Genomic DNA, 17,960 nt, shown 5'->3' with positions numbered 1-17,960 from the left:
TCATTTCACTGGTTTTCTAGGGCTCGGGAGTTTGACTGTACCTGGCTTTGCGACTATATGAGTAAGGTGGGGAATAAGAAAAGTGCGTTGGAATAGGGCTAGGTTTCACTTCCGATTTTCTTATTGTATGTGGTTTTCAACATGTCTGAACTCAGTAATAAACAAATTGAAGAAAGGTTACAGCATCTTACGACCTTAAGTATCGCGCTCAACGACATCAAGAATGTAAAACTCTTGCTAGAGAGAATTTTACAAACGGCGAAGAAGATCACCAATGCCGATGGCGGTACGCTTTACCGTGTCAGCGGGGATAAAAAATTTCTCGAGTTCGATATCCTGATAAACAGCTCTTTGGATCTGCATTTTGGCGGCAGCCAAGAGAAGTCAGATAAGATGCGAGCTATCCCGCTTTCCCTGGATAACGGCGAGGCAAATTTAGAGGCGGTTGTTGCTTACGCTGCTAATCGTAAAGAGTCGGTCAATATCGAACATGTTTATGACACGCCCATCTTTAACTTCTCTGGCATGCGACGATTCGATGAAGTCTATGATTATCACTGCCAGTCTCTACTAGCCGTACCCATGCTAGATCATAATTCAGAGCTAGTAGGGGTGTTGCAATTGATCAACTCTGTTGATTGCAATACAGATACAATTCAAACGTTTTCAGAGACTGATCAGATATTTATCGAAGCACTCTCCTCCCAGGCTGCCATAGCCATTACCAATCAAGATCTGATTTTGCAATTGGAGGATCTACTCGAGTCATTGGTTAACTTAATCAACATAGGGATAGATGAAAAATCCGCAAATACTGGCAGACATTGTCAGCAAGTCCCTAAGTTAACCATGATGTTGGCCGATGCAGTACAAGGCATCGAGGAGGGACCGCTTAAAGATTTCTCCATGTCAGAAAATGAAAGGTATGAACTCTGGTTAGCGGGTATGTTGCACGACTGCGGCAAGATCACCACCCCGGTGCACGTCATAGAGAAAGCGACCAAGCTACAGACTATCTTCGATCGTATTGACTTGATCGATGCGCGTTTTGAAATTATGGGCCGCGATGCCGAGATCCGCTATTTAAAGCAACTTGTCCAAGAGACCATGTCATCACAACTGACTCAAGAGTTACACCATGAGCTGGAGTCACTTAGAAGCGACCGGGACTTCTTAGCCCATGCCAATATCGGCTGTGAACGTATGAAAGATGAAGATCTGGAGCGGGTCTTGTCGATAGCCAGTGGGACTTGGGTCGATTATAAGGGGGTCACACAGACTTTGCTGACAGACAACGAGGTCGAAAACCTGCAGATCCGCGGCGGCACCCTGACGGGGGATGAGCGTAAAATTATCAATAACCATATTTCGGTCACCATACGTATGCTGGAAACTCTGCCTTGGCCGTCCCATCTACAAGATATTCCAGAATATGCCGGCGGGCATCATGAGCGCATGGACGGGAAAGGTTATCCAAGAGGCCTGCGTGGCGAAGATATGTCGGTACAGGCCAGAATCATGGCTATTGCCGATATTTTTGAAGCCCTAACCGCGAAAGATAGGCCCTATAAGGCAGGTAAAACCTTATCCGAGTCCTTGTTTATTCTTGGAAAGTTTAGTCTCAATGGCCATATAGACCCAGACTTGTTCCGCATCTTTGTGGGTAAAAAAGTCTATCTGCAATATGCCAATGAGTATATGGATGATGTGCAGATTGATGAGGTAGATGAATCTAAGATCCCTGGTTACTTAACTTAGCGATAAGCGAAGAGATGACTAACAGCGGTAGCTTCCTCAATGTGTTCACTGTATTTGTCTTATTCTTGGTTTGTATCGAGACACTCTGGCTGCAGGCGTTACACCCATTGGAGTTCGGGGTCTCTGATTTTCTAGTAAAGATACATGCCAGGAGTACAGAGCCTGATCCCGATGTTGTGATAGTCAACATCGATGATGCCAGCTTGGCTCGTATGGAAGATAAGGTTGGTAGCTGGTTTTGGCCGCGCTCTGTGCATGGCGAGATGATAGAGGGGATCAGTAAACAAAACCCTGCAGCTATAGTGTTCGATCTCTCTTTCGTCGAACGGGATCTCTACCGGACCGAAAGCGATGCCATGTTTAATCAGGCATTAGCGGGTAAGGAAAACATCTTCTTCGCCCTAGTCAGGCTCTCCTCTGAACAAGATAAAAATGGCCCACAATTGTCACAAATTGCCCAGCAGGTCGGTTTGGTCAAAACGGAATTGGCGCTCCCAAATGCTAGAGCGGCCCTCATGCCTCCTCTTGCGGTATCAACTCAGTATTGGCGTCTGGGCACGGTTAACTTTCTTAACGACAGTGATGGCGTGGGGCGCAGATATGATGTCTACCAGAACCTATATGGCTGGTTGATGCCTTCGCTCCCGGCAAAGGTGGTCAGTTCACTCGGTTATGAGGTACCAGAACTTGAACATATTGTATTGTCATGGAGTGGTACTAAGAATCCCTATCGACGATTTTCCTATGCCGACCTCTATGATGATTTTAACCGAGAAATGCCGCTGCGGGATCCAGGTGAATTAGCGGGGAAGATCGTCATCATAGGTGCAGACGCCTCGGCGTTGCATGATATTCGAGTCACGCCTATAGATAGCCTGTATTCCGGTTTAGATATTCTCGCTACCGCCATTGATAACCTCAAAAATCAGCGCTATATGACTCTCCTACCGATGTGGAGTTATCTGCTGATATCTCTGGGTTCGATTGTGTCTGTGTATATTTGCTTCCTGCTTAGAGTCAACGCCATTTCTGTTGGGGTATCACTTCTGAGTGCTAGTGTGCTGGCGTTATTGGTCAGCTATCTATTTCTGAGTCAGTTACTTTTACTGCATTTACTGACGCCGCTGGTGTTGGTGTGGCTGTATTACTTCTCTTTGGCGCTACGGGAATATTTGCTCGAACGTCAATCTAGGATGAAGGCTATCAGGCTTTTCAGTCGCTTCGTTAACCCGCTGGTAGTGAAAGAGCTGGTGTCCAGTGAGGGCCTCAGTCGTGAGGGAGAGAGTAGGGAGATATCTGTCCTTTTTTCCGATATTCGTGGCTTTACCAGCCTGTCTGAAAATCGCTCACCCCAGGAAGTGGTTAGCCTGTTGAACCGTTACTTTACCTTGCAGGTAGCGGTCGTTTTCAAACATGGTGGGTCATTGGACAAGTTTATCGGCGACTGCATCATGGCATTTTGGGGGGCACCGTTAGATGACCAGCAACATGCGGTTAATGCCGTAAAAGCCGCCCTCGAAATGGCTGAGGTGCTGCAGCAGTTTAAACAAGAGTTGGGTGAGCAAGATGCCAATTTTGACGTTGGCATTGGCATACACTCTGGCCCGGCCGTTGTCGGGCTTATTGGCTCAGACCAACGTAAGGAATATACCGCCATTGGCGATACGGTTAATTTGGCGAGTAGGATCGAAGGATTGACCAAGGGGGTCTCTAGGATCTTGGTGTCCAGTGACACCAAGACACTTTGTGGCGAGCATTTTGATTTCGAACCATTCGGTTTTTATAAAGTTAAAGGTCGGGCACAAGATGTTGAGTTGTTTGCACCAACAGAGGCTGATGATTTTTCTGATTTGGAATGCCCTGTAAATAGGGAGAGAGTCTAATGAAAAAATCTTTAATGAAGCAAAAACGAATATCATTTTTGCTGGTATTGCCCCTAATGGCGATGACCAGCAGCATCTTCAGTCAAAAGCTGGCTAGCCAGGAGATAACCAGTGGGGATAAAGCCAGCTTAGTGCGTGATACAGAGCTAAAAGCTAAGCCCTATAGCGATGCGAACACGCTTAAGGTATTGGCCGAGGCATTACCTGTCGATGTGCTGTCTAGGCAATCCAGTTGGTTGGAGATTCAGGCCGAAGCAATGACTGGTTGGGTAAAGATGTTCAGTGTGCGTTATGACCTTCAGTCGGTACCATCTTCGGACTCTTTTTCTGGTACCAAGCAGGTATTTAACCTAGTGACTACGGGAAGCAGCGGCAGCACTGTCACTACAGCCTCTCGCGGACTCGACGAAAATAAGTTTTCCGAACCAAGTCCTAACCCTTATGCATTCAAGACCATGCAATCCTTCGCTGTATCAGGGGAGGATGCACAATCTTTTGCTAGGGATGAGAGTCTCAATGAGCAGCAGCAAGATTATGTGACTGTTTCAGCCGAAGTGTCTGCACCTAGCTCCGACAACGTTTCTGAGGAAACCTTGGGAGATAAGTCATGAAAACACTAAGGCTAACTTTCATATTGTTGATGACGACAGTCGTTTGCAGTGCTTGCTCGACTCAGGGCTTAGTGATTAATAATATCGATATAGGTAAGAGCCTTTCTGCCATAGGGCATACCTCTGATGCATTGACGAATGTGGATGAGGAAGCCGAAATCCTTCTAGGACAAGAGATTGCCACTAACTTGCTCGGTGTTGCTCCCTTACTACCAAACCAAGATGTGCAGAGCTATGTCAACAAGGTGGGTCGCTGGGTAAGTATGCATTCGGAACGGCCGGATTTGCCCTGGAGCTTTGCCGTGATGGATGACATGAGTATCAATGCCTTCGCTGCGCCAGGTGGCTACATAGTGATCACTAAAGGCTTATTGCTCAGACTCAATAATGAGGCTGAATTGGCGGGTGTGCTTGGCCATGAGATATCTCATGTGCTGCGTCGTCATCATCTAAATGCCTTGAAGAAAAGTAGTGGCATGAGTGCATTGACAGACATCACCAGTGTGATATTAACGGCCAAAGAGGAAGATACTCAGTCCCTTAAGCTAGTTACCGCGGGCACAGAAATATACATTCGAGGCTTAGATAAAGAAGATGAATTTGAATCCGATGCCATGGGCGTCGTGTTAGCCGCGAGAGCCGGTTATGATCCCTATGGTTTACCCGCCGTATTACACTCGTTGCAGATGATAAATCCAGACGATGCAGGCATGGCGATGATGTTTAAGACACACCCGTCGTTGGATGACCGACTCTCTCGGTTAGATGGTGTTATGGCTAGTGGGTTCGAGCAGTTCGACCATTCACCAGCGGTAGAAAGCCGATTTATTCGAGCTATCGGCAGTATTTCTTCGCTGACGCAGTAAATAAATATAAGCTTAATAAGCGAGTAAAAATGCAGTAAACCGAGATAAACGCAATAAGCTAAGGGTGAGGTTTGTATCGATTTATGGGCCTCATTATTACTTTTTTTGAGTCCAAAAAATGGATTGTTTGGTATTATTTAAGGTTAAGTACCAGAGGCTTGTGATTTTCTTTGTTATTTCAGCTTCACGTTTGCTTAGCGTTTCATATCATCCCATTTCTTCTACTATGCTGAGGCCTTAAAAGCCCGCTATATCAAGCTTTGAGCTTGATCAAGTTAGACCTTGGTATAACATCTTGTTACTTGACCTCATGTCCCAACTGGCAGACACTCGTAGCGGTAAATGTACCCTATAAAAAGTATGGATGATAAAAAATGCTTATATTCATTATCTGCATTGCCTTGTTGCTACTCGCTTATAAGTTCTACAGTCCGTTTGTAGAACGTCAGGCCGGGATCGACAAGAATGCGAAGACCCCTCAAACTCGCTTTGCCGATGGCGTCGACTATGTCGAAGTCCATCCGGTGAAAGCCTTTTTAATTCAGTTCCTCAATATTGCCGGTGTTGGCCCGATTTTCGGCCCCATCTTAGGTGCTATTTATGGTCCAATCGCTCTGGTGTGGATCGTTTTAGGTAACATCATAGGCGGTGCGGTCCATGATTATTTCTCTGGTGTGCTCAGCATCAAAGAGGATGGGAAGAGTCTTCCCGAGATAGCCGGACGCTATTTCAATGTGTACGCTAAAGGCGTGATGCTTATCTTTACCGCCATGCTGCTGTTCTTCGTTGGCGTAGTCTTCATCATGAGCCCCGCGGGATTACTGAGTAACTTAGATTACTTCAAAGGAACTATTCTCGCGAACAACACCTTCTGGGTATTATTAATTCTGGCCTATTATTTCCTGGCAACCATGCTGCCTATCGATAAGATCATCACTAAGCTTTACCCGATATTTGGTCTCTTGATGATAGTCATGACTGTGTCTATCGGTGTGGCGTTATTGATTAGTGCCCCTCAGCTACCTGAGGTGGGAGACATCTTCGCCTACTTCGATCATAGCCATTATAACAATGATCTGTTGGAACCAAATCCCGATGGACTGCCGGTTTGGCCTCTGCTATTTGTGACCATTACCTGTGGTGCTATAAGTGGTTTCCACTCGACTCAGGCGCCGATAATGGCTCGCTGTCTGACCAATGAAAAATATGTCCGTCCAGTCTACTATGGCGCCATGATGTGTGAAGGCATTGTTGCTTGTGTATGGGCACTGGCCGGTATCGCAGCATTCCCAGGCGGTTACGTGGAGCTTAAATCTGTACTGGACCTAGGTGGTCCGGGAATGGTGGTTAACCAAGTGGCGACAACCTACCTTGGTGTTGCTGGTGGCATAATGGCGATTATCGCTGTGGCTGTTTTCCCGATCACTTCCGGGGATACGGCGTTTAGATCTCTGCGATTGACCATAATCGATGCCTTTAGAATCCCTCAAAACATTCGTAATCGTCTCTTGGTTGCTGTGCCTATTCTGGTCATAGCCTACTTTATGACTAAGATCGATTTCACGCTTATCTGGCGATACTTCGCCTTCTCGAACATGCTGCTGTCGACCAGCGTACTCTGGCTCGCCACTAAGTATCTGTTCGACAGAGGCGCTTTCCATTGGATAGTGAGCTTACCTGCTATTGGTGGAACGAGTGTGACCGTGTCCTACATTATGACCGCTGGCATAGGACTGGGCTTACCTCAGTCGTTCAGTCAGCCCACGGGTATTGCCGTAGGTGCCGTATCTCTGATCGCACTTATCTTAGTGCACCAGAAGCGTAAGCCGGGAGTAAAATCAGAGGCTTAAATCGAGTCTTGATTTAACGGTTTAATTTGAAGAATGAGGGTGGCACTGTCTGTGTGCCGCCCTTTTTTGTTCATGGAGCTATTTATCTGTGATCTCAGGGATAGCGAATAGGGAATTTGTCATCCTCTTGTCTTATTCTCTGGCTAGTCTGCTTGTATCACCTTTTATTACTTAGTTGGCTAATGGCAAAATTTTCATTCGAACATGCTTTCGAAATCGATACCCTCAAACGCCTTGTGGCACAGCATCAAGATAGGTTCCGTCATCAATCTTTAGTCGATCTTAGCTATCGTGGAGAGTCCCTTGCCGTTACAGCTATTGAGCTGGGTCAGCAAGACAAGCCTTGCCCTACTGTCTTGTTTGTCGGCGGGGTACACGGTGTCGAGCGGATCGGTGCTCAGGTGGTGCTGGCTTTTCTCGCCAGTCTGCTCAATCGTTTACCTTGGGATACTCATCTGCAAGCTTTGCTCAAAGAGATGCGCTTAGCCTTCGTTCCCGTGGTTAATCCGGTGGGATTTCTCCGTGGCAGTCGTGGCAACGGTAATAACGTCGACTTGATGCGCAATGCGCCCATAGAGGCGAGTGACGAGGTGACCTTTATGGTGGGTGGGCAAACACTATCTCAGAGACTGCCCTGGTATCGAGGCTCGGGTGAAATGGAGGCGGAGACCTCGGCTTTAGTTAAGTATGTGAAGCGATTGCAACTCGAGAGCACCAGCTTGGTGTGTTTGGATGCTCACTCGGGTTTTGGTTTAAATGACCATATCTGGTTTCCCTATGCTCATACCGATAAGCCTTTCTACGGTATGGGCTATATTTATCATCTTAAGCGGTTGTTTGAGACAGGTTATTCCCACCATGGTCATTATCGGCTCGCGCCCCAGAGTCATTTTTATCGCACCCATGGTGATATCTGGGACTATTTAGTGGTGAGTAATACAGGAACGGCTCCCTTTATTCCTCTAACATTAGAGATGGGCTCATGGGCCTGGTTGCGAAAGAACCCCAGGCAGGTATTGAGTTTCTCGGGCTACTTCAACCCGCAGAAGCCTCACAGACATCACAGGATATTGCGGCGCCATTTTATCTTGATGCAATTTCTTATGGACTCGGCCTATGGGCAAGTATTAGAGCAGGTATCACCAGCACAACTTACGCTTCTGACCCATGATGCAGAACGTTTCTGGTTTAAGTAAAGCCGTTTGATGTTAACGGTTTATCAGATTTTTATAGGGGAAGTCCATGACATTCGTACTACTCAGGGGCTTGATGCGAGACCGCCGTCACTGGTATGGATTTGCTCGGCGGCTCGAGGCGACTGGAGCCCAGGTTATCACACCAGATTTACCCGGAAATGGTACCCTAGCTGAAATTAACAGTCCCTTGAGTATCCCTGACTATGCCGACTATGTTTGGGCGCAGATAGATGAGGTGTTAAGTGAGGGTTCGACGAAGGAAGTGCTCGAGTCTGTCTACCTGATAGGACTCTCTATGGGGGGGATGTTGGCGCTGGAAATGGCAAAGCATAAGCCAAACCGAGTAAAAAAAGTGGTGTTAATCAACAGTAGTGCCGCCAATCTATCGCCTTGGTATTGCCGTTTTCAGCTAAGTTCTCTGGTCAAATCAGCTTGGGAAATAGGCAGGCGTCGGCTCAACGGGGAGCTTTCAGGTATCAGCTTACTCGAGGCTACAGTTATCCAGCTTACCAGTGAATGCCGTGGGGATGATATTAAGCTGATACAAGACTGGAGTCATTATCGCCAGCAAGGGCATACTTCTATAATTAATGGCTTTAGGCAGCTAGTCGCATGCGCCTCGTTTGATGCCCCGGATATTGACCATGCTAATGCAAATGACCTTATAAATAGTCCTGTAAATGCTTTTGTAAAGAGTTCAGTGAATGTAATCGTCGCTAATCGAGACAGACTGGCTCACCCAAGTTGTGGACAAGCCTTAGCCGATTTCTATGATACACAAGCAATATATCTGGATGATTGTGGCCATGACGTTAGCTTAGATAAGCCTGAACCTTTATTGCGCTTGCTATTGGGGATGGCGAGATAAAGGCAGAGCGCTTCGTGTTCGATCCGAGTTGTGAATTACGAGTTACGAGTTACGAGAGCGGGAACAAGTTCCCTTCGAGATCACCAAAGAGTTGGCCGTGAGAGAAGGGTAAACATGTTCGGGATTTCTCTCTGTATCTTTAAAAATTATACTTATCGCTACTTGGATATAACTTAAAGTACTTCTCAGATTTCAATGCCTTATCACAGATTGGCGAGCCCCAAAATATCCCAATCTGAAGCGTGCCATTTTTATGAGTATAGGTCTCACCATAATCACTGAAGTATCGCGTACAGTATGCTGCTTCTTTACCATCTTCATTGATACATTTATCGATTTCAATCACCCTTAGAGGCTCAATTCTTTGCTGACGAAATATTTTGCATTCTGTCATTAAAGAGTCGGCCTGAGTACGGGAAATTGTTTCCGCCTGGGCATACTGAGAACCAAGGAATATAGAGGTGAATATTAATAACAGTATCAGTTTCTTCATGTTAATTCCTTAGTTTGCAAATCAGCTTGCTTAGCTACGAGAGCGCCAACAAGTTGGCTGTGAGAAAAGAGAAAAAGCTTGTTCTCGGAGGCCGCTGGCCGTACTCGTAGTGACGAAGTCACGGACTCGCAGACCGAAGGTTGTTCTCGCTGTCGCTAAGCGACGTTCATTAAGTCCGATAAAGTATTTTTATCACATGCCAGCCGAACTTTGTTTTGACCAGATGCGGAGTAATAAGCTCACCTGTAAAACAGACCTTATCGAATGGGAGGTATAACCCATCTGATCTTTTTTATCGATTCAGCGGTTTTAATTAAGTCCGATAAAGTATTTTTATCACATGCCAGCCGAACTTTGTTTTGACCAGATGCGGAGTAATAAGCTCACCTGTGAAACAGACCTTATCGAATGGGAGGTATAACCCATCTGATCTTTTTTATCGATTCAGCGGTTTTAATTAAGTCCGATAAAGTATTTTTATCACATGCCAGCCGAACTTTGTTTTGACCAGATGCGGAGTAATAGGCTCACCTGTGAAACAGACCTTATCGAATGGGAGGTATAACCCATCTGATCTTTTTTATCGATTCAGCGGTTTTAATTAAGTCCGATAAAGTATTTTTATCACATGCCAGCCGAACTTTGTTTTGACCAGATGAGGAGTAATAAGCTCACCTGTGAAACAGACCTTATCGAATGGGAGGTATAACCCATCTGATCTTTTTTATCGATTCAGCGGTTTTAATTAAGTCCGATAAAGTATTTTTATCACATGCCAGCCGAATTTTGTTTTGACCAGATGCGGAGTAATAAGCTCACCTGTGAAACAGACCTTATCAAATTGAGGCACCATCTGACCTTTCTTGAATTCACCTAAGCTGCCGCCTTTCTTACCCGATGGGCAAGTCGAATGTTTCTTGGCTAACACATCGAATTTAGTGCCTTTTTTTAGTTGCTTGATGATGTCTTCAGCTTGCTCTTTATGTTTAACTAATATGTGCAGCGCAGCAGCAGTTTTTGCCATGTCGTTCTCAACTTTGTCATTACATTAACGTTCTAATGCTGATTATACTGAGTCTGGCAGCAAGAACCCATGTTTTCGTGGCGACATGGAGATTTTCATTAAGCTATTTTCAAGAAGCCATGTTCAAGAAGCTAGGCTCAAGAAAGTACGCCTAATTGGTAAGCGAGTTAACTTTAAGAAAGTTAGTGATGATTAGTGTTCTTTTTATAAATATTTTGCATCCTTTTCAATTCTCGTTCGTCTAAGCACTGAGCCTTAGTCTCAGTTTATGTCGTAGTCAGGAGTTAGGAGTTTTTATGCAACAAGTTGCGGCGAAAGCATTTTCGCAATACCAGAGTGAGTTACTGGCTTTTATCGGTCGTAAAGTCAGTCATAAAGAGGATGCTCAAGATATTCTTAGTGCGGTTTTCGTTAAATTATTGCAGCAGAGCGATGCGCCAGACTCCCCCATTGCATGGCTCTACCAAGTCACTAAAAATACCATCATAGATTATTACCGAACCCGTCGACCTAATGATGAATTGCCTCAAGATCTCGTGGCAGAGTCAAAGGAAGAAAGCGCATTCTCAGAAATGAGTGTCTGTATGAAACCTATGGTGATGGCGTTAGATGAGAAGTATCGAGATGTGCTTTTACTCAGTGATATTGAGGCCATGAAACAAAAGGTCGTAGCCGAACGACTTAACTTGAGTCTGTCTGCAGTTAAATCCCGAGTATTAAGAGGGAGGGAGCTGTTGGCTGCTAGCTTAGTAAGTTGTTGTGCACCTGTGCTTAACGCAAAGGGCAAAGTTGATGACTTTCTATCCCCTAAAAATCGCTGCGGTAAGTGTTAGTTTGAATGCTAGTAGCAAGCTGGTCTGTATCTAACTTTTTATCATTTTCTCTTAAAATAGTTAAAGTTTTTGCATCCTTTTTTTAGAGCATTCGTCTTTTCAGGTATATGAGTCATAAAGGTGCCTGTTGCACCGACTATTTTACCTGGAGAATGTATGAGCGATAAAACTCAACCATGTTGTGTTAACAGCGAAAACGTGTGCTGTGTTACAGAGAGTACTTGCTGTACCTGCGTATGTGACTGTTGTGATTCGGATGGCTGCACCTGCTATTGTACTAGCCACAAAGATGACGCTTGCTGTAAGGATGACTCTGTCAAGGCGACTTGCTGCTAGTAGCCTTGGCTAACCGTTATTGTCCCGTCCTGAAATAGGTTGACGGTTTTATTAGACCAGTAGCACATGCTTCTGGTCTTTTTTATGCACTTGATTTGGGGTTTTCATTCCCAAGCTTAAGTGCGGCCTCATTTCATTGTATATATAAACTGACTCTTCAACGAGCCGTTTTAGCTCATCAATGTTACTGCATGGGTATAATAAAAATTCCTGCTTCAATATACCGTTAATTCTCTCTGCCAGTGCATTTTGATAGCAGTCATATCCATCTGTCATTGACGGTCTGATATCACTTGCTTTTAACGCTGATTGATAGACTCCAGAGCAATACTGTAACCCTCTATCTGAGTGGTGAATTGCTTGACTCGGATATTGACGATTGTTGACTGTCATATCGAGCGCTTTAACCACATCTGTTGCTTTCATCTCATCACTAAGCTCATAGCCCATGATTTTTCGGCTATATGCATCAGTCACCAGCGATAAGTAGTGAACACCTTCTTCTGTTTGAACATAGCTTATGTCACTAACAAACACCTCCTCTGGTGCCGCAGGTTTAAACTCCTTAAGTAAGTTGGGATGCTTCTTCATCCAATGCTTGCTGTTCGTTGTTTTTGTATAGCTACGTTTAGCTTTAACCAGCAAGCCCTCTGATTTCAAATGAGCAAAGAAGTTATCTCTTCCAAGCTTAATCCCTTGCTCGATAAGTTTTGGTTTGAGTAAAAAGTACAGCTTTCTACCGCCTATTCGCGGCATAAATCGGCGTAAATCTAAAACCATTGCCTTTACCGGAGCGAGTTCAACAGCACGATAGTTCGCCCTAGATTCTTTTTGATAGATACCTTGCCTTGATATGCCAAGTAGCTCGCAAGCACGACTTAAGCTTGCTACTTTCTGTTTTTGAAGGCTTCTCGCTCCTTGGCTAAGTACTTTTTTCTCAGGCCTGCTCCGTACTCTGCATCTATGATATCAACAGCCTCATTGAGTAGTAGGTTACGTAAGTGCTCATCTTCCTACTGCTTTTCAAGACGTTTAATTGTCTGGGCAGGTGTTTCTTTGGCTTTTAGAGTTTTAGGCATGGTCATCCTCGGTGGTTGAGTCCAATTCATCTTACCGTGTTTTCTGAGCCAGGTAAGTACAGTTGAACGGCCTTGGATACCATAGATGCTTTGGGCTTGCTTATAGGTCATGTCGCCTTTTTCAACAGCGGCAACAACCTGCAATTTAAAGCCTAACGAATAATCTCGCTGTGTACGCTTACGATGTGTAGATACTGGAGTTGTCATAATTAAGTCCTAAATGTGTAAACACATTTCAGGACAAGACATTAAATTCAATAAAGCCCACTTTGAGATAAGTGGGCTTTTTCATATCTGTCACTACTAACGCTAGTCTTGTTTTGTCATTAATATTTCTGCTAAAATCGAAATATTTTTGTTTAGTTGTGATTTGATTAAAGTTAGCAGGGTGAGGGAGTAGAAATATGATGGATATTGAAGTGGTCGCTAAGGCGCTTAAAGAGTTAGGTCATACAACGCGTTTAACCATTTTTAAGCGTGTGGTGCGCGCCGGATTTCAAGGCGTAGCGGTTGGTAGCTTGCAAGAACAACTGCAGATCCCTGGCTCAACACTCTCCCATCATATTTCCAGTTTGGTTTCTGCAGGCTTACTGTCACAAAGGCGTGAAGGTCGTACCCTATTTTGTGTTGCTGAGTTCGCTAAGCTCGAGGGTGTTATCGGCTTTCTGCAAGATGAATGCTGCATCGAAGAAGAGTGTGCGCCTAAGCTTTCGACTCAAAAGTAACTGGCCAAAAAACAGCCTAGTCAACAAGCGTCGATTCAAAAGCCATAAGCATCATATTTTTTAGTTCAGCGTTAGTGCTTGATTGGCGCTAGGTTTCACTTCTAAAACCTGGTATTCATAAATTTCATTTCGAATGTTCTAGAAATATAGTTGACATGGTTTTTTATAAGTATATTATTTCCATATTCCTCGAAATGTTTTTTTTCAAAGCAGATGCTGAATATGAGTGTCGGTAGCTTCGAAAATTTCAAAACGATTTCATATTTTAAGTATTGTGGAAATTATTATGAGTCCTGAAATTTTAGCCATGGCCCGAGAGGCCGCAAACATGTTCGCCTTCTTGGCAACCGAACTAATTATCCTGTTTCTGGTGATCAGTTACTTGGTTGGTGTACTGCAGGAGTTTATTACCCCTGAGAAGATCCAATCGATATTGAGTTCACGTAACGGTAAAGGCTACGTGATTGCCGCACTCTTGGGCGCTATCACACCATTCTGCTCATGCTCGACCATCCCGTTTTTGAAGGGGCTGCTTAGAGCCAGAGCGGGTTTTGGCCCCATGATGGTGTTCCTCTTCTCGAGCCCACTGTTAAACCCGATTATTATCGGCCTGTTTGTAGTGACCTTCGGCATTAAAGTGGCTGTGTTCTACTTTACTGTGGCGCTAGTGGTTGCTGTTACGGCAGGTTTTGTGTTGGAAAAATTAGGTTTTGAACGTTATGTGCGACCCGAAGCCTATGAAGCGGCAGAAGCATCAAGCTGTGGCACATCCTGCGGCGACTCTAAAAACAGTGCTGCCGAGAAACAGTCTGCTGTTGAGCCTGTGAAAGCATGCGGAGTAGCAGCTCAATCGGCTCCTGTATTAGCCATGGAAGCCAGTGGTTGCGGAGCGGCTACAATAAGTGTGGCGGCAACCTCTTCATGCAGTACGAGTTCATCATGTGGAACTGAAAGTGCTAATGCCGGAAATACAGAAAGTGCAGGACAAATAGCAAAAGCAGAGAGTCGTTGGATGCGGATCTGGCGCTCGACCTGGAAGGACTTTAAACAGGTCCTGCCTTACTTGCTACTGGGTATCACACTGGGTTCTTTCATCTATGGTTTCATCCCGACTGAGCTGATTGCTAAGTATGCAGGTGAGGGTATGTGGTATGCGATTCCTGTCGCTGCGATTATCGGTATTCCGCTCTATATTCGCGCCGAAGCAGTGATCCCTTTAAGCGCCGCACTGGTGCAGAAAGGCATGGCTCTAGGCTCTGTGATGGCATTGATTATCGGTAGTGCTGGCGCGAGTCTGACCGAAGTGATTCTGCTTAAGTCGATATTCAAGAACCAGATGATTGCCGCCTTCCTGGCTGTGATATTGGGCATGGCGATTGGCGCTGGTTACCTCTACAGCTTTATCTTTGCTTAAGTTGCTTGTTGCAGTAAAAGGGCTTAGAAAGAGCCCTTAGCCACAAACATTAGTCGTAACAATTAATACCAAGTCTTAGATCTGCTTTAGCGGGTCTAAGACTTTCTCTATTCTTTTAAACTTGATGTGACCAGCTAACGTCCTCTCAAGAGCAAGGCAATCGATACAATCTAATTTTTTGATTCATAAAAGAATACACACCTAAAGTCGTAGTAAAAAAGTAGCATTTTTCTCCCGTCCTGATAAGTTATGCACTAATGTAAAATTTTTGTGAGTTTGGCTTCAATTCTGACTGCTAAGAGCCGACATCGGATACAGCTGTTCTGCTATGGAAGTGTGAACACACGAACAAGACCCACAGATATTAGTTAGTTTACGTTCTCTTGATTGGAAGAAAGAAGAATGAGTTTTAGCACATTTTATTTTGGTGATTGCTAACTCACTGCCATCGGATGACTGTATCGCAGCAAGATACGGCGGCGAGGAGTTTGCGCTCATTCTTCCGGGTTTTGATGCCAAGCAAGCTCAGTTGATGGCCGAGTATATTCAGTTAGAAATCAATAGCCTTAAATATACCGATTTTGGCCTAGATGAAAGTGTCACTGTCAGTGTGAGCCAGGGAATCGCAGCGGAAGTTGATGGCCAGTTCAGAATGGGAACAGCCTTGCTATGTGCAGCCGATACAGCACTTTACCGCGCCAAAGCAGATGGCAGAAATCGAATTAATTTAAGTTGTTGAAGGGAAGTCATTTTCGAGCTTCGAGCTTCGAGTTACGAGTTACGAGCTTAAACGAGTTGAGCATGACCTACTTCTGTCATTCCGGAATGTTTGTTGGCCGGAATCCGGTTTAGCTAACACTTGAATATTGAAACTAATTTAATATGACCTACTTCTGTCATTCCGGCATGTTTGTTGGCCGGAATCCGGTTTAGCTAACACTTGAATACTGAAACTAATTTAACGTTACCTACTTCTGTCATTCCGGTGTGCTTTTAGGCCGGCCCCCAGCTTTCTGCTTATTACTTTTCACTCCTCCTTATCCCTTCTTCCTCGCTCTTCGCCACCTTCTCCTCCCCATCTTCATCCCCTTAAGTGAATTAAATTTCACTTAAGGCTCAATTGATATCCTTGGTATTATTAGGGGCCATGAACGCCATTTATTAAGGAAGTTAACAGATGAAAACTGCGCATTATCTTGGAACTCTTGGGCTTGTGACTAGCCTATCAGGATGTGGTTTCTTTGAGTCAGATGATAAGCAGCAGCTGGAACAGGCATGGCTTGCTAAAGATCAACAACTTGCAGAAGTTATAGAACAGATACGGACTCAAGGTGTCGATGCGGTTGCGGCGAGTGCACAAGTTGGTAGTGTTTCGGCGCTGTGTAGCGCAGCAGTTAAGCGATGACCCATTTGCCGATTTGGTACAGGTAGAAGGGGCTTTAGTTGAATCAGCCAAGGTCTCAGAATTGTTAGCCAGTATTGAGTCACTGATGGAGCAAGAGTTTAGCTTTGAGCAGGTAAGTAGTTTATTGCAAAAGGGCGCCGATGCCGCGGCTTATGCAAAAACACTAATCGATCAGCAGGGACTGGATAAAGGTTTAGAGAGTCTACAGCAGATGGCGCAGACCGGAAAAGAATTTGCTGGCCAAGACCTAGGTGGACATTTTCAGAATATATTATTGGAATGCAAGGCCAAGGCGCGGGAAGGCTAGGCTTTCATAGGGCCATTTCTAGGGCTTATTCGTCATCATTTTATAAAATAACGCCGCTCACGCTAAGTGAGCGGCGTTATTTATATCGGTTATCTAGCTACTTTATGTCAACAAGGTAAACGAGTCGGTTAAGCTTTCACTTTCCAATTCACTTCTTCACCAGCGAAGAAAGGCACGATTGGACTGCCATTTGGCAAGATAATCTCGCTCGGTACCGTCCAGGTTTCTTTCACTAATGTCACAGTGCCGGTGTTTCTTGGTAGGCCGTAGAAGTCTGGGCCGTGAGTACTGGCAAAACCTTCAAGCTTGTCAATCACACCTAAGTCATCAAATACCTGAGCGTAAAGCTCGAGTGCACTCCAGGCGCTGTAGCAGCCGGCGCAACCACAAGCAGATTCTTTGCGATGCTTCTCGTGTGGCGCAGAGTCCGTGCCTAAGAAGAACTTGCTAGAACCAGTAGCCACTGCAGCACGCAATGCTTCTTGGTGAATATTGCGCTTAAGCACTGGCAGACAGAAGTTGTGTGGACGTACACCGCCGACTAATAGATCGTTACGGTTTAGCAGTAAGTGCTGTGGCGTGATAGTCGCGGCTACATTGCTTGAGGCGCTTGTAACAAACTCGGCGGCTTCTTTAGTGGTGATGTGTTCGAATACCACTTTAAGGCTTGGGAAGGCATCGACGATACGAGTCAGGTTGCGTTCGATAAATATCGCTTCACGGTCGAAGATATCGATATGGGATTCTGTCACTTCACCGTGAACCAGCAGCAACATGCCGATTTCTGCCATTTTTTCAAAGATAGGGAAGAGGCTATCGAGTGCCTTTACAGCAGCATCTGAGTTGGTGGTTGCACCTGCCGGATACAGTTTAGCTGCCACAACGCCAGCCGCTTTAGCATCTATGATGTCTTGCTTTGTGGTGTCATTGGTCAGGAATATGGTCATAAGAGGTTCGAAGCTTGAACCTTGTGGACGCGCCGCCAAAATGCGCTCACGGTAGGCATTGACCAGTTTGGCATCTGTTACCGGTGGCAGTAGATTTGGCATGACGATGGCACGTTGGAAAAGTCTGGCGGTAGCCGGGACGGTTTCTTGCAACATATCTCCATCACGGAAGTGAAGGTGCCAATCATCGGGTGTAAGTAGGGTGATCTGCGTCATTATGGGGTTCCTAAGCGTTGCGACAAGCATTTACGGGCTTTTTTCTGCGCAATATTATGCCATATTTTGCCCCTTCTTTACAGTTGAGATGCGCTCGATTTAAAACAAACAGCGGAGCAATCGGGTGACTACGGGCCACTGCTTGTTTT

Annotated in this window: 13 protein-coding genes and 6 pseudogenes; 12 read left to right on the top strand and 7 right to left on the bottom strand. The window is 45.3% G+C overall.

Annotated features, from left to right (window positions below; all coding sequences use genetic code 11):
• Positions 1 to 141 precede the first annotated feature (141 nt).
• From sps_RS22400 to sps_RS22370, 7 genes are all read left to right on the top strand, one after another.
• Positions 142 to 1,758, top strand: a complete 1,617-nt coding sequence (locus sps_RS22400) for an HD family phosphohydrolase (RefSeq protein ID WP_077754501.1) — start codon at positions 142 to 144, stop codon at positions 1,756 to 1,758.
• A 14-nt stretch (positions 1,759 to 1,772) separates the two neighbouring features.
• Positions 1,773 to 3,641, top strand: coding sequence for an adenylate/guanylate cyclase domain-containing protein (locus sps_RS22395; RefSeq protein ID WP_077754500.1), 1,869 nt, complete (start codon positions 1,773 to 1,775; stop codon positions 3,639 to 3,641).
• Positions 3,641 to 4,252, top strand: a complete 612-nt coding sequence (locus sps_RS22390; RefSeq protein WP_077754499.1) for a hypothetical protein — start codon at positions 3,641 to 3,643, stop codon at positions 4,250 to 4,252. Before sps_RS22395 ends, sps_RS22390 begins: the two co-directional genes overlap by 1 nt.
• Positions 4,249 to 5,118: a M48 family metalloprotease gene (locus sps_RS22385; RefSeq protein WP_077754498.1), complete on the top strand. Its 870-nt coding sequence runs from the start codon at positions 4,249 to 4,251 to the stop codon at positions 5,116 to 5,118. The genes sps_RS22390 and sps_RS22385 overlap by 4 nt, the downstream gene beginning before the upstream one ends.
• A gap of 374 nt (positions 5,119 to 5,492) precedes the next feature.
• Complete coding sequence (locus sps_RS22380; protein WP_077754497.1) at positions 5,493 to 6,968, top strand: carbon starvation CstA family protein; 1,476 nt, start codon at positions 5,493 to 5,495, stop codon at positions 6,966 to 6,968.
• Between the two features lie 182 nt (positions 6,969 to 7,150).
• Positions 7,151 to 8,164: a DUF2817 domain-containing protein gene (locus sps_RS22375; protein WP_077754496.1), complete on the top strand. Its 1,014-nt coding sequence runs from the start codon at positions 7,151 to 7,153 to the stop codon at positions 8,162 to 8,164.
• A 46-nt stretch (positions 8,165 to 8,210) separates the two neighbouring features.
• Positions 8,211 to 9,032, top strand: a complete 822-nt coding sequence (locus sps_RS22370) for an alpha/beta fold hydrolase (protein ID WP_077754495.1) — start codon at positions 8,211 to 8,213, stop codon at positions 9,030 to 9,032.
• A 139-nt stretch (positions 9,033 to 9,171) separates the two neighbouring features.
• On the opposite strand, the gene sps_RS22365 is transcribed toward sps_RS22370, so the two are convergent.
• From sps_RS22365 to ppiC, 5 genes and pseudogenes are all read right to left on the bottom strand, one after another.
• Positions 9,172 to 9,525 (bottom strand): hypothetical protein, encoded by a 354-nt coding sequence (locus sps_RS22365; RefSeq protein ID WP_077754494.1) that lies wholly within the window; start codon positions 9,523 to 9,525, stop codon positions 9,172 to 9,174.
• A 313-nt stretch (positions 9,526 to 9,838) separates the two neighbouring features.
• Positions 9,839 to 9,934 (bottom strand): annotated as a pseudogene (locus sps_RS22355) (peptidylprolyl isomerase); the annotation flags it as partial.
• Between the two features lie 48 nt (positions 9,935 to 9,982).
• Positions 9,983 to 10,078, bottom strand: a pseudogene (locus sps_RS22350) (peptidylprolyl isomerase); the annotation flags it as partial.
• 48 nt (positions 10,079 to 10,126) lie between these two features.
• Positions 10,127 to 10,222: pseudogene (locus tag sps_RS22345) on the bottom strand (peptidylprolyl isomerase); the annotation flags it as partial.
• 48 nt (positions 10,223 to 10,270) lie between these two features.
• The gene (ppiC, locus tag sps_RS22340; RefSeq protein WP_077754493.1) at positions 10,271 to 10,549 is read right to left on the bottom strand and encodes a peptidylprolyl isomerase PpiC; all 279 of its coding nucleotides are present in this window, start codon (positions 10,547 to 10,549) and stop codon (positions 10,271 to 10,273) included.
• Positions 10,550 to 10,845: 296 nt separating this feature from the next.
• Between ppiC and sps_RS22335 the strand changes: the two genes are divergently transcribed.
• Entirely contained in the window at positions 10,846 to 11,382 is a 537-nt protein-coding gene (locus sps_RS22335; protein ID WP_077754492.1) for a sigma-70 family RNA polymerase sigma factor, read from the top strand.
• 387 nt (positions 11,383 to 11,769) lie between these two features.
• Here sps_RS22335 and sps_RS22330 read toward each other — a convergent pair.
• Positions 11,770 to 13,004: pseudogene (locus sps_RS22330) on the bottom strand (IS3 family transposase).
• A gap of 200 nt (positions 13,005 to 13,204) precedes the next feature.
• Between sps_RS22330 and sps_RS22325 the strand changes: the two are divergent.
• The 4 genes and pseudogenes from sps_RS22325 (at position 13,205) to sps_RS22310 (ending at position 16,648) form a co-directional block, all read left to right on the top strand.
• Positions 13,205 to 13,522, top strand: a complete 318-nt coding sequence (locus sps_RS22325; RefSeq protein ID WP_077755822.1) for an ArsR/SmtB family transcription factor — start codon at positions 13,205 to 13,207, stop codon at positions 13,520 to 13,522.
• A gap of 286 nt (positions 13,523 to 13,808) precedes the next feature.
• The gene (locus sps_RS22320) at positions 13,809 to 14,936 is read left to right on the top strand and encodes a permease (RefSeq protein ID WP_077754491.1); all 1,128 of its coding nucleotides are present in this window, start codon (positions 13,809 to 13,811) and stop codon (positions 14,934 to 14,936) included.
• A 418-nt stretch (positions 14,937 to 15,354) separates the two neighbouring features.
• Positions 15,355 to 15,675 (top strand): annotated as a pseudogene (locus tag sps_RS22315) (GGDEF domain-containing protein); the annotation flags it as partial.
• Positions 15,676 to 16,113: 438 nt separating this feature from the next.
• Positions 16,114 to 16,648 (top strand): annotated as a pseudogene (locus sps_RS22310) (hypothetical protein).
• Positions 16,649 to 16,776: 128 nt separating this feature from the next.
• Here the strand turns inward: sps_RS22310 and pyrC are convergent.
• Positions 16,777 to 17,811 (bottom strand): dihydroorotase, encoded by a 1,035-nt coding sequence (gene pyrC / locus sps_RS22305; RefSeq protein ID WP_077754489.1) that lies wholly within the window; start codon positions 17,809 to 17,811, stop codon positions 16,777 to 16,779.
• Between the last annotated feature and the right edge of the window lie 149 nt (positions 17,812 to 17,960).

The organism is Shewanella psychrophila, from assembly GCF_002005305.1.
GTDB lineage: Bacteria > Pseudomonadota > Gammaproteobacteria > Enterobacterales > Shewanellaceae > Shewanella > Shewanella psychrophila.
The sequence above is the reverse complement of the archived record's forward strand: the minus strand, read 5'-3'. Positions and strand labels throughout refer to the sequence as shown.

Bases quoted from the DNA above. Each gene is read 5' to 3' on its own strand.
- sps_RS22335 (WP_077754492.1), top strand. From the start codon at position 10,846: ATGCAACAAGTTGCGGCGAAAGCATTTTCGCAATACCAGAGTGAGTTA.
- sps_RS22375 (WP_077754496.1), top strand. From the start codon at position 7,151: ATGGCAAAATTTTCATTCGAACATGCTTTCGAAATCGATACCCTCAAA.
- sps_RS22380 (WP_077754497.1), top strand. From the start codon at position 5,493: ATGCTTATATTCATTATCTGCATTGCCTTGTTGCTACTCGCTTATAAG.
- sps_RS22325 (WP_077755822.1), top strand. From the start codon at position 13,205: ATGGATATTGAAGTGGTCGCTAAGGCGCTTAAAGAGTTAGGTCATACA.
- sps_RS22370 (WP_077754495.1), top strand. From the start codon at position 8,211: ATGACATTCGTACTACTCAGGGGCTTGATGCGAGACCGCCGTCACTGG.
- ppiC (WP_077754493.1), bottom strand. From the start codon at position 10,549: ATGGCAAAAACTGCTGCTGCGCTGCACATATTAGTTAAACATAAAGAG.
- sps_RS22385 (WP_077754498.1), top strand. From the start codon at position 4,249: ATGAAAACACTAAGGCTAACTTTCATATTGTTGATGACGACAGTCGTT.
- sps_RS22365 (WP_077754494.1), bottom strand. From the start codon at position 9,525: ATGAAGAAACTGATACTGTTATTAATATTCACCTCTATATTCCTTGGT.
- sps_RS22390 (WP_077754499.1), top strand. From the start codon at position 3,641: ATGAAAAAATCTTTAATGAAGCAAAAACGAATATCATTTTTGCTGGTA.
- sps_RS22395 (WP_077754500.1), top strand. From the start codon at position 1,773: ATGACTAACAGCGGTAGCTTCCTCAATGTGTTCACTGTATTTGTCTTA.
- sps_RS22400 (WP_077754501.1), top strand. From the start codon at position 142: ATGTCTGAACTCAGTAATAAACAAATTGAAGAAAGGTTACAGCATCTT.
- pyrC (WP_077754489.1), bottom strand. From the start codon at position 17,811: ATGACGCAGATCACCCTACTTACACCCGATGATTGGCACCTTCACTTC.
- sps_RS22320 (WP_077754491.1), top strand. From the start codon at position 13,809: ATGAGTCCTGAAATTTTAGCCATGGCCCGAGAGGCCGCAAACATGTTC.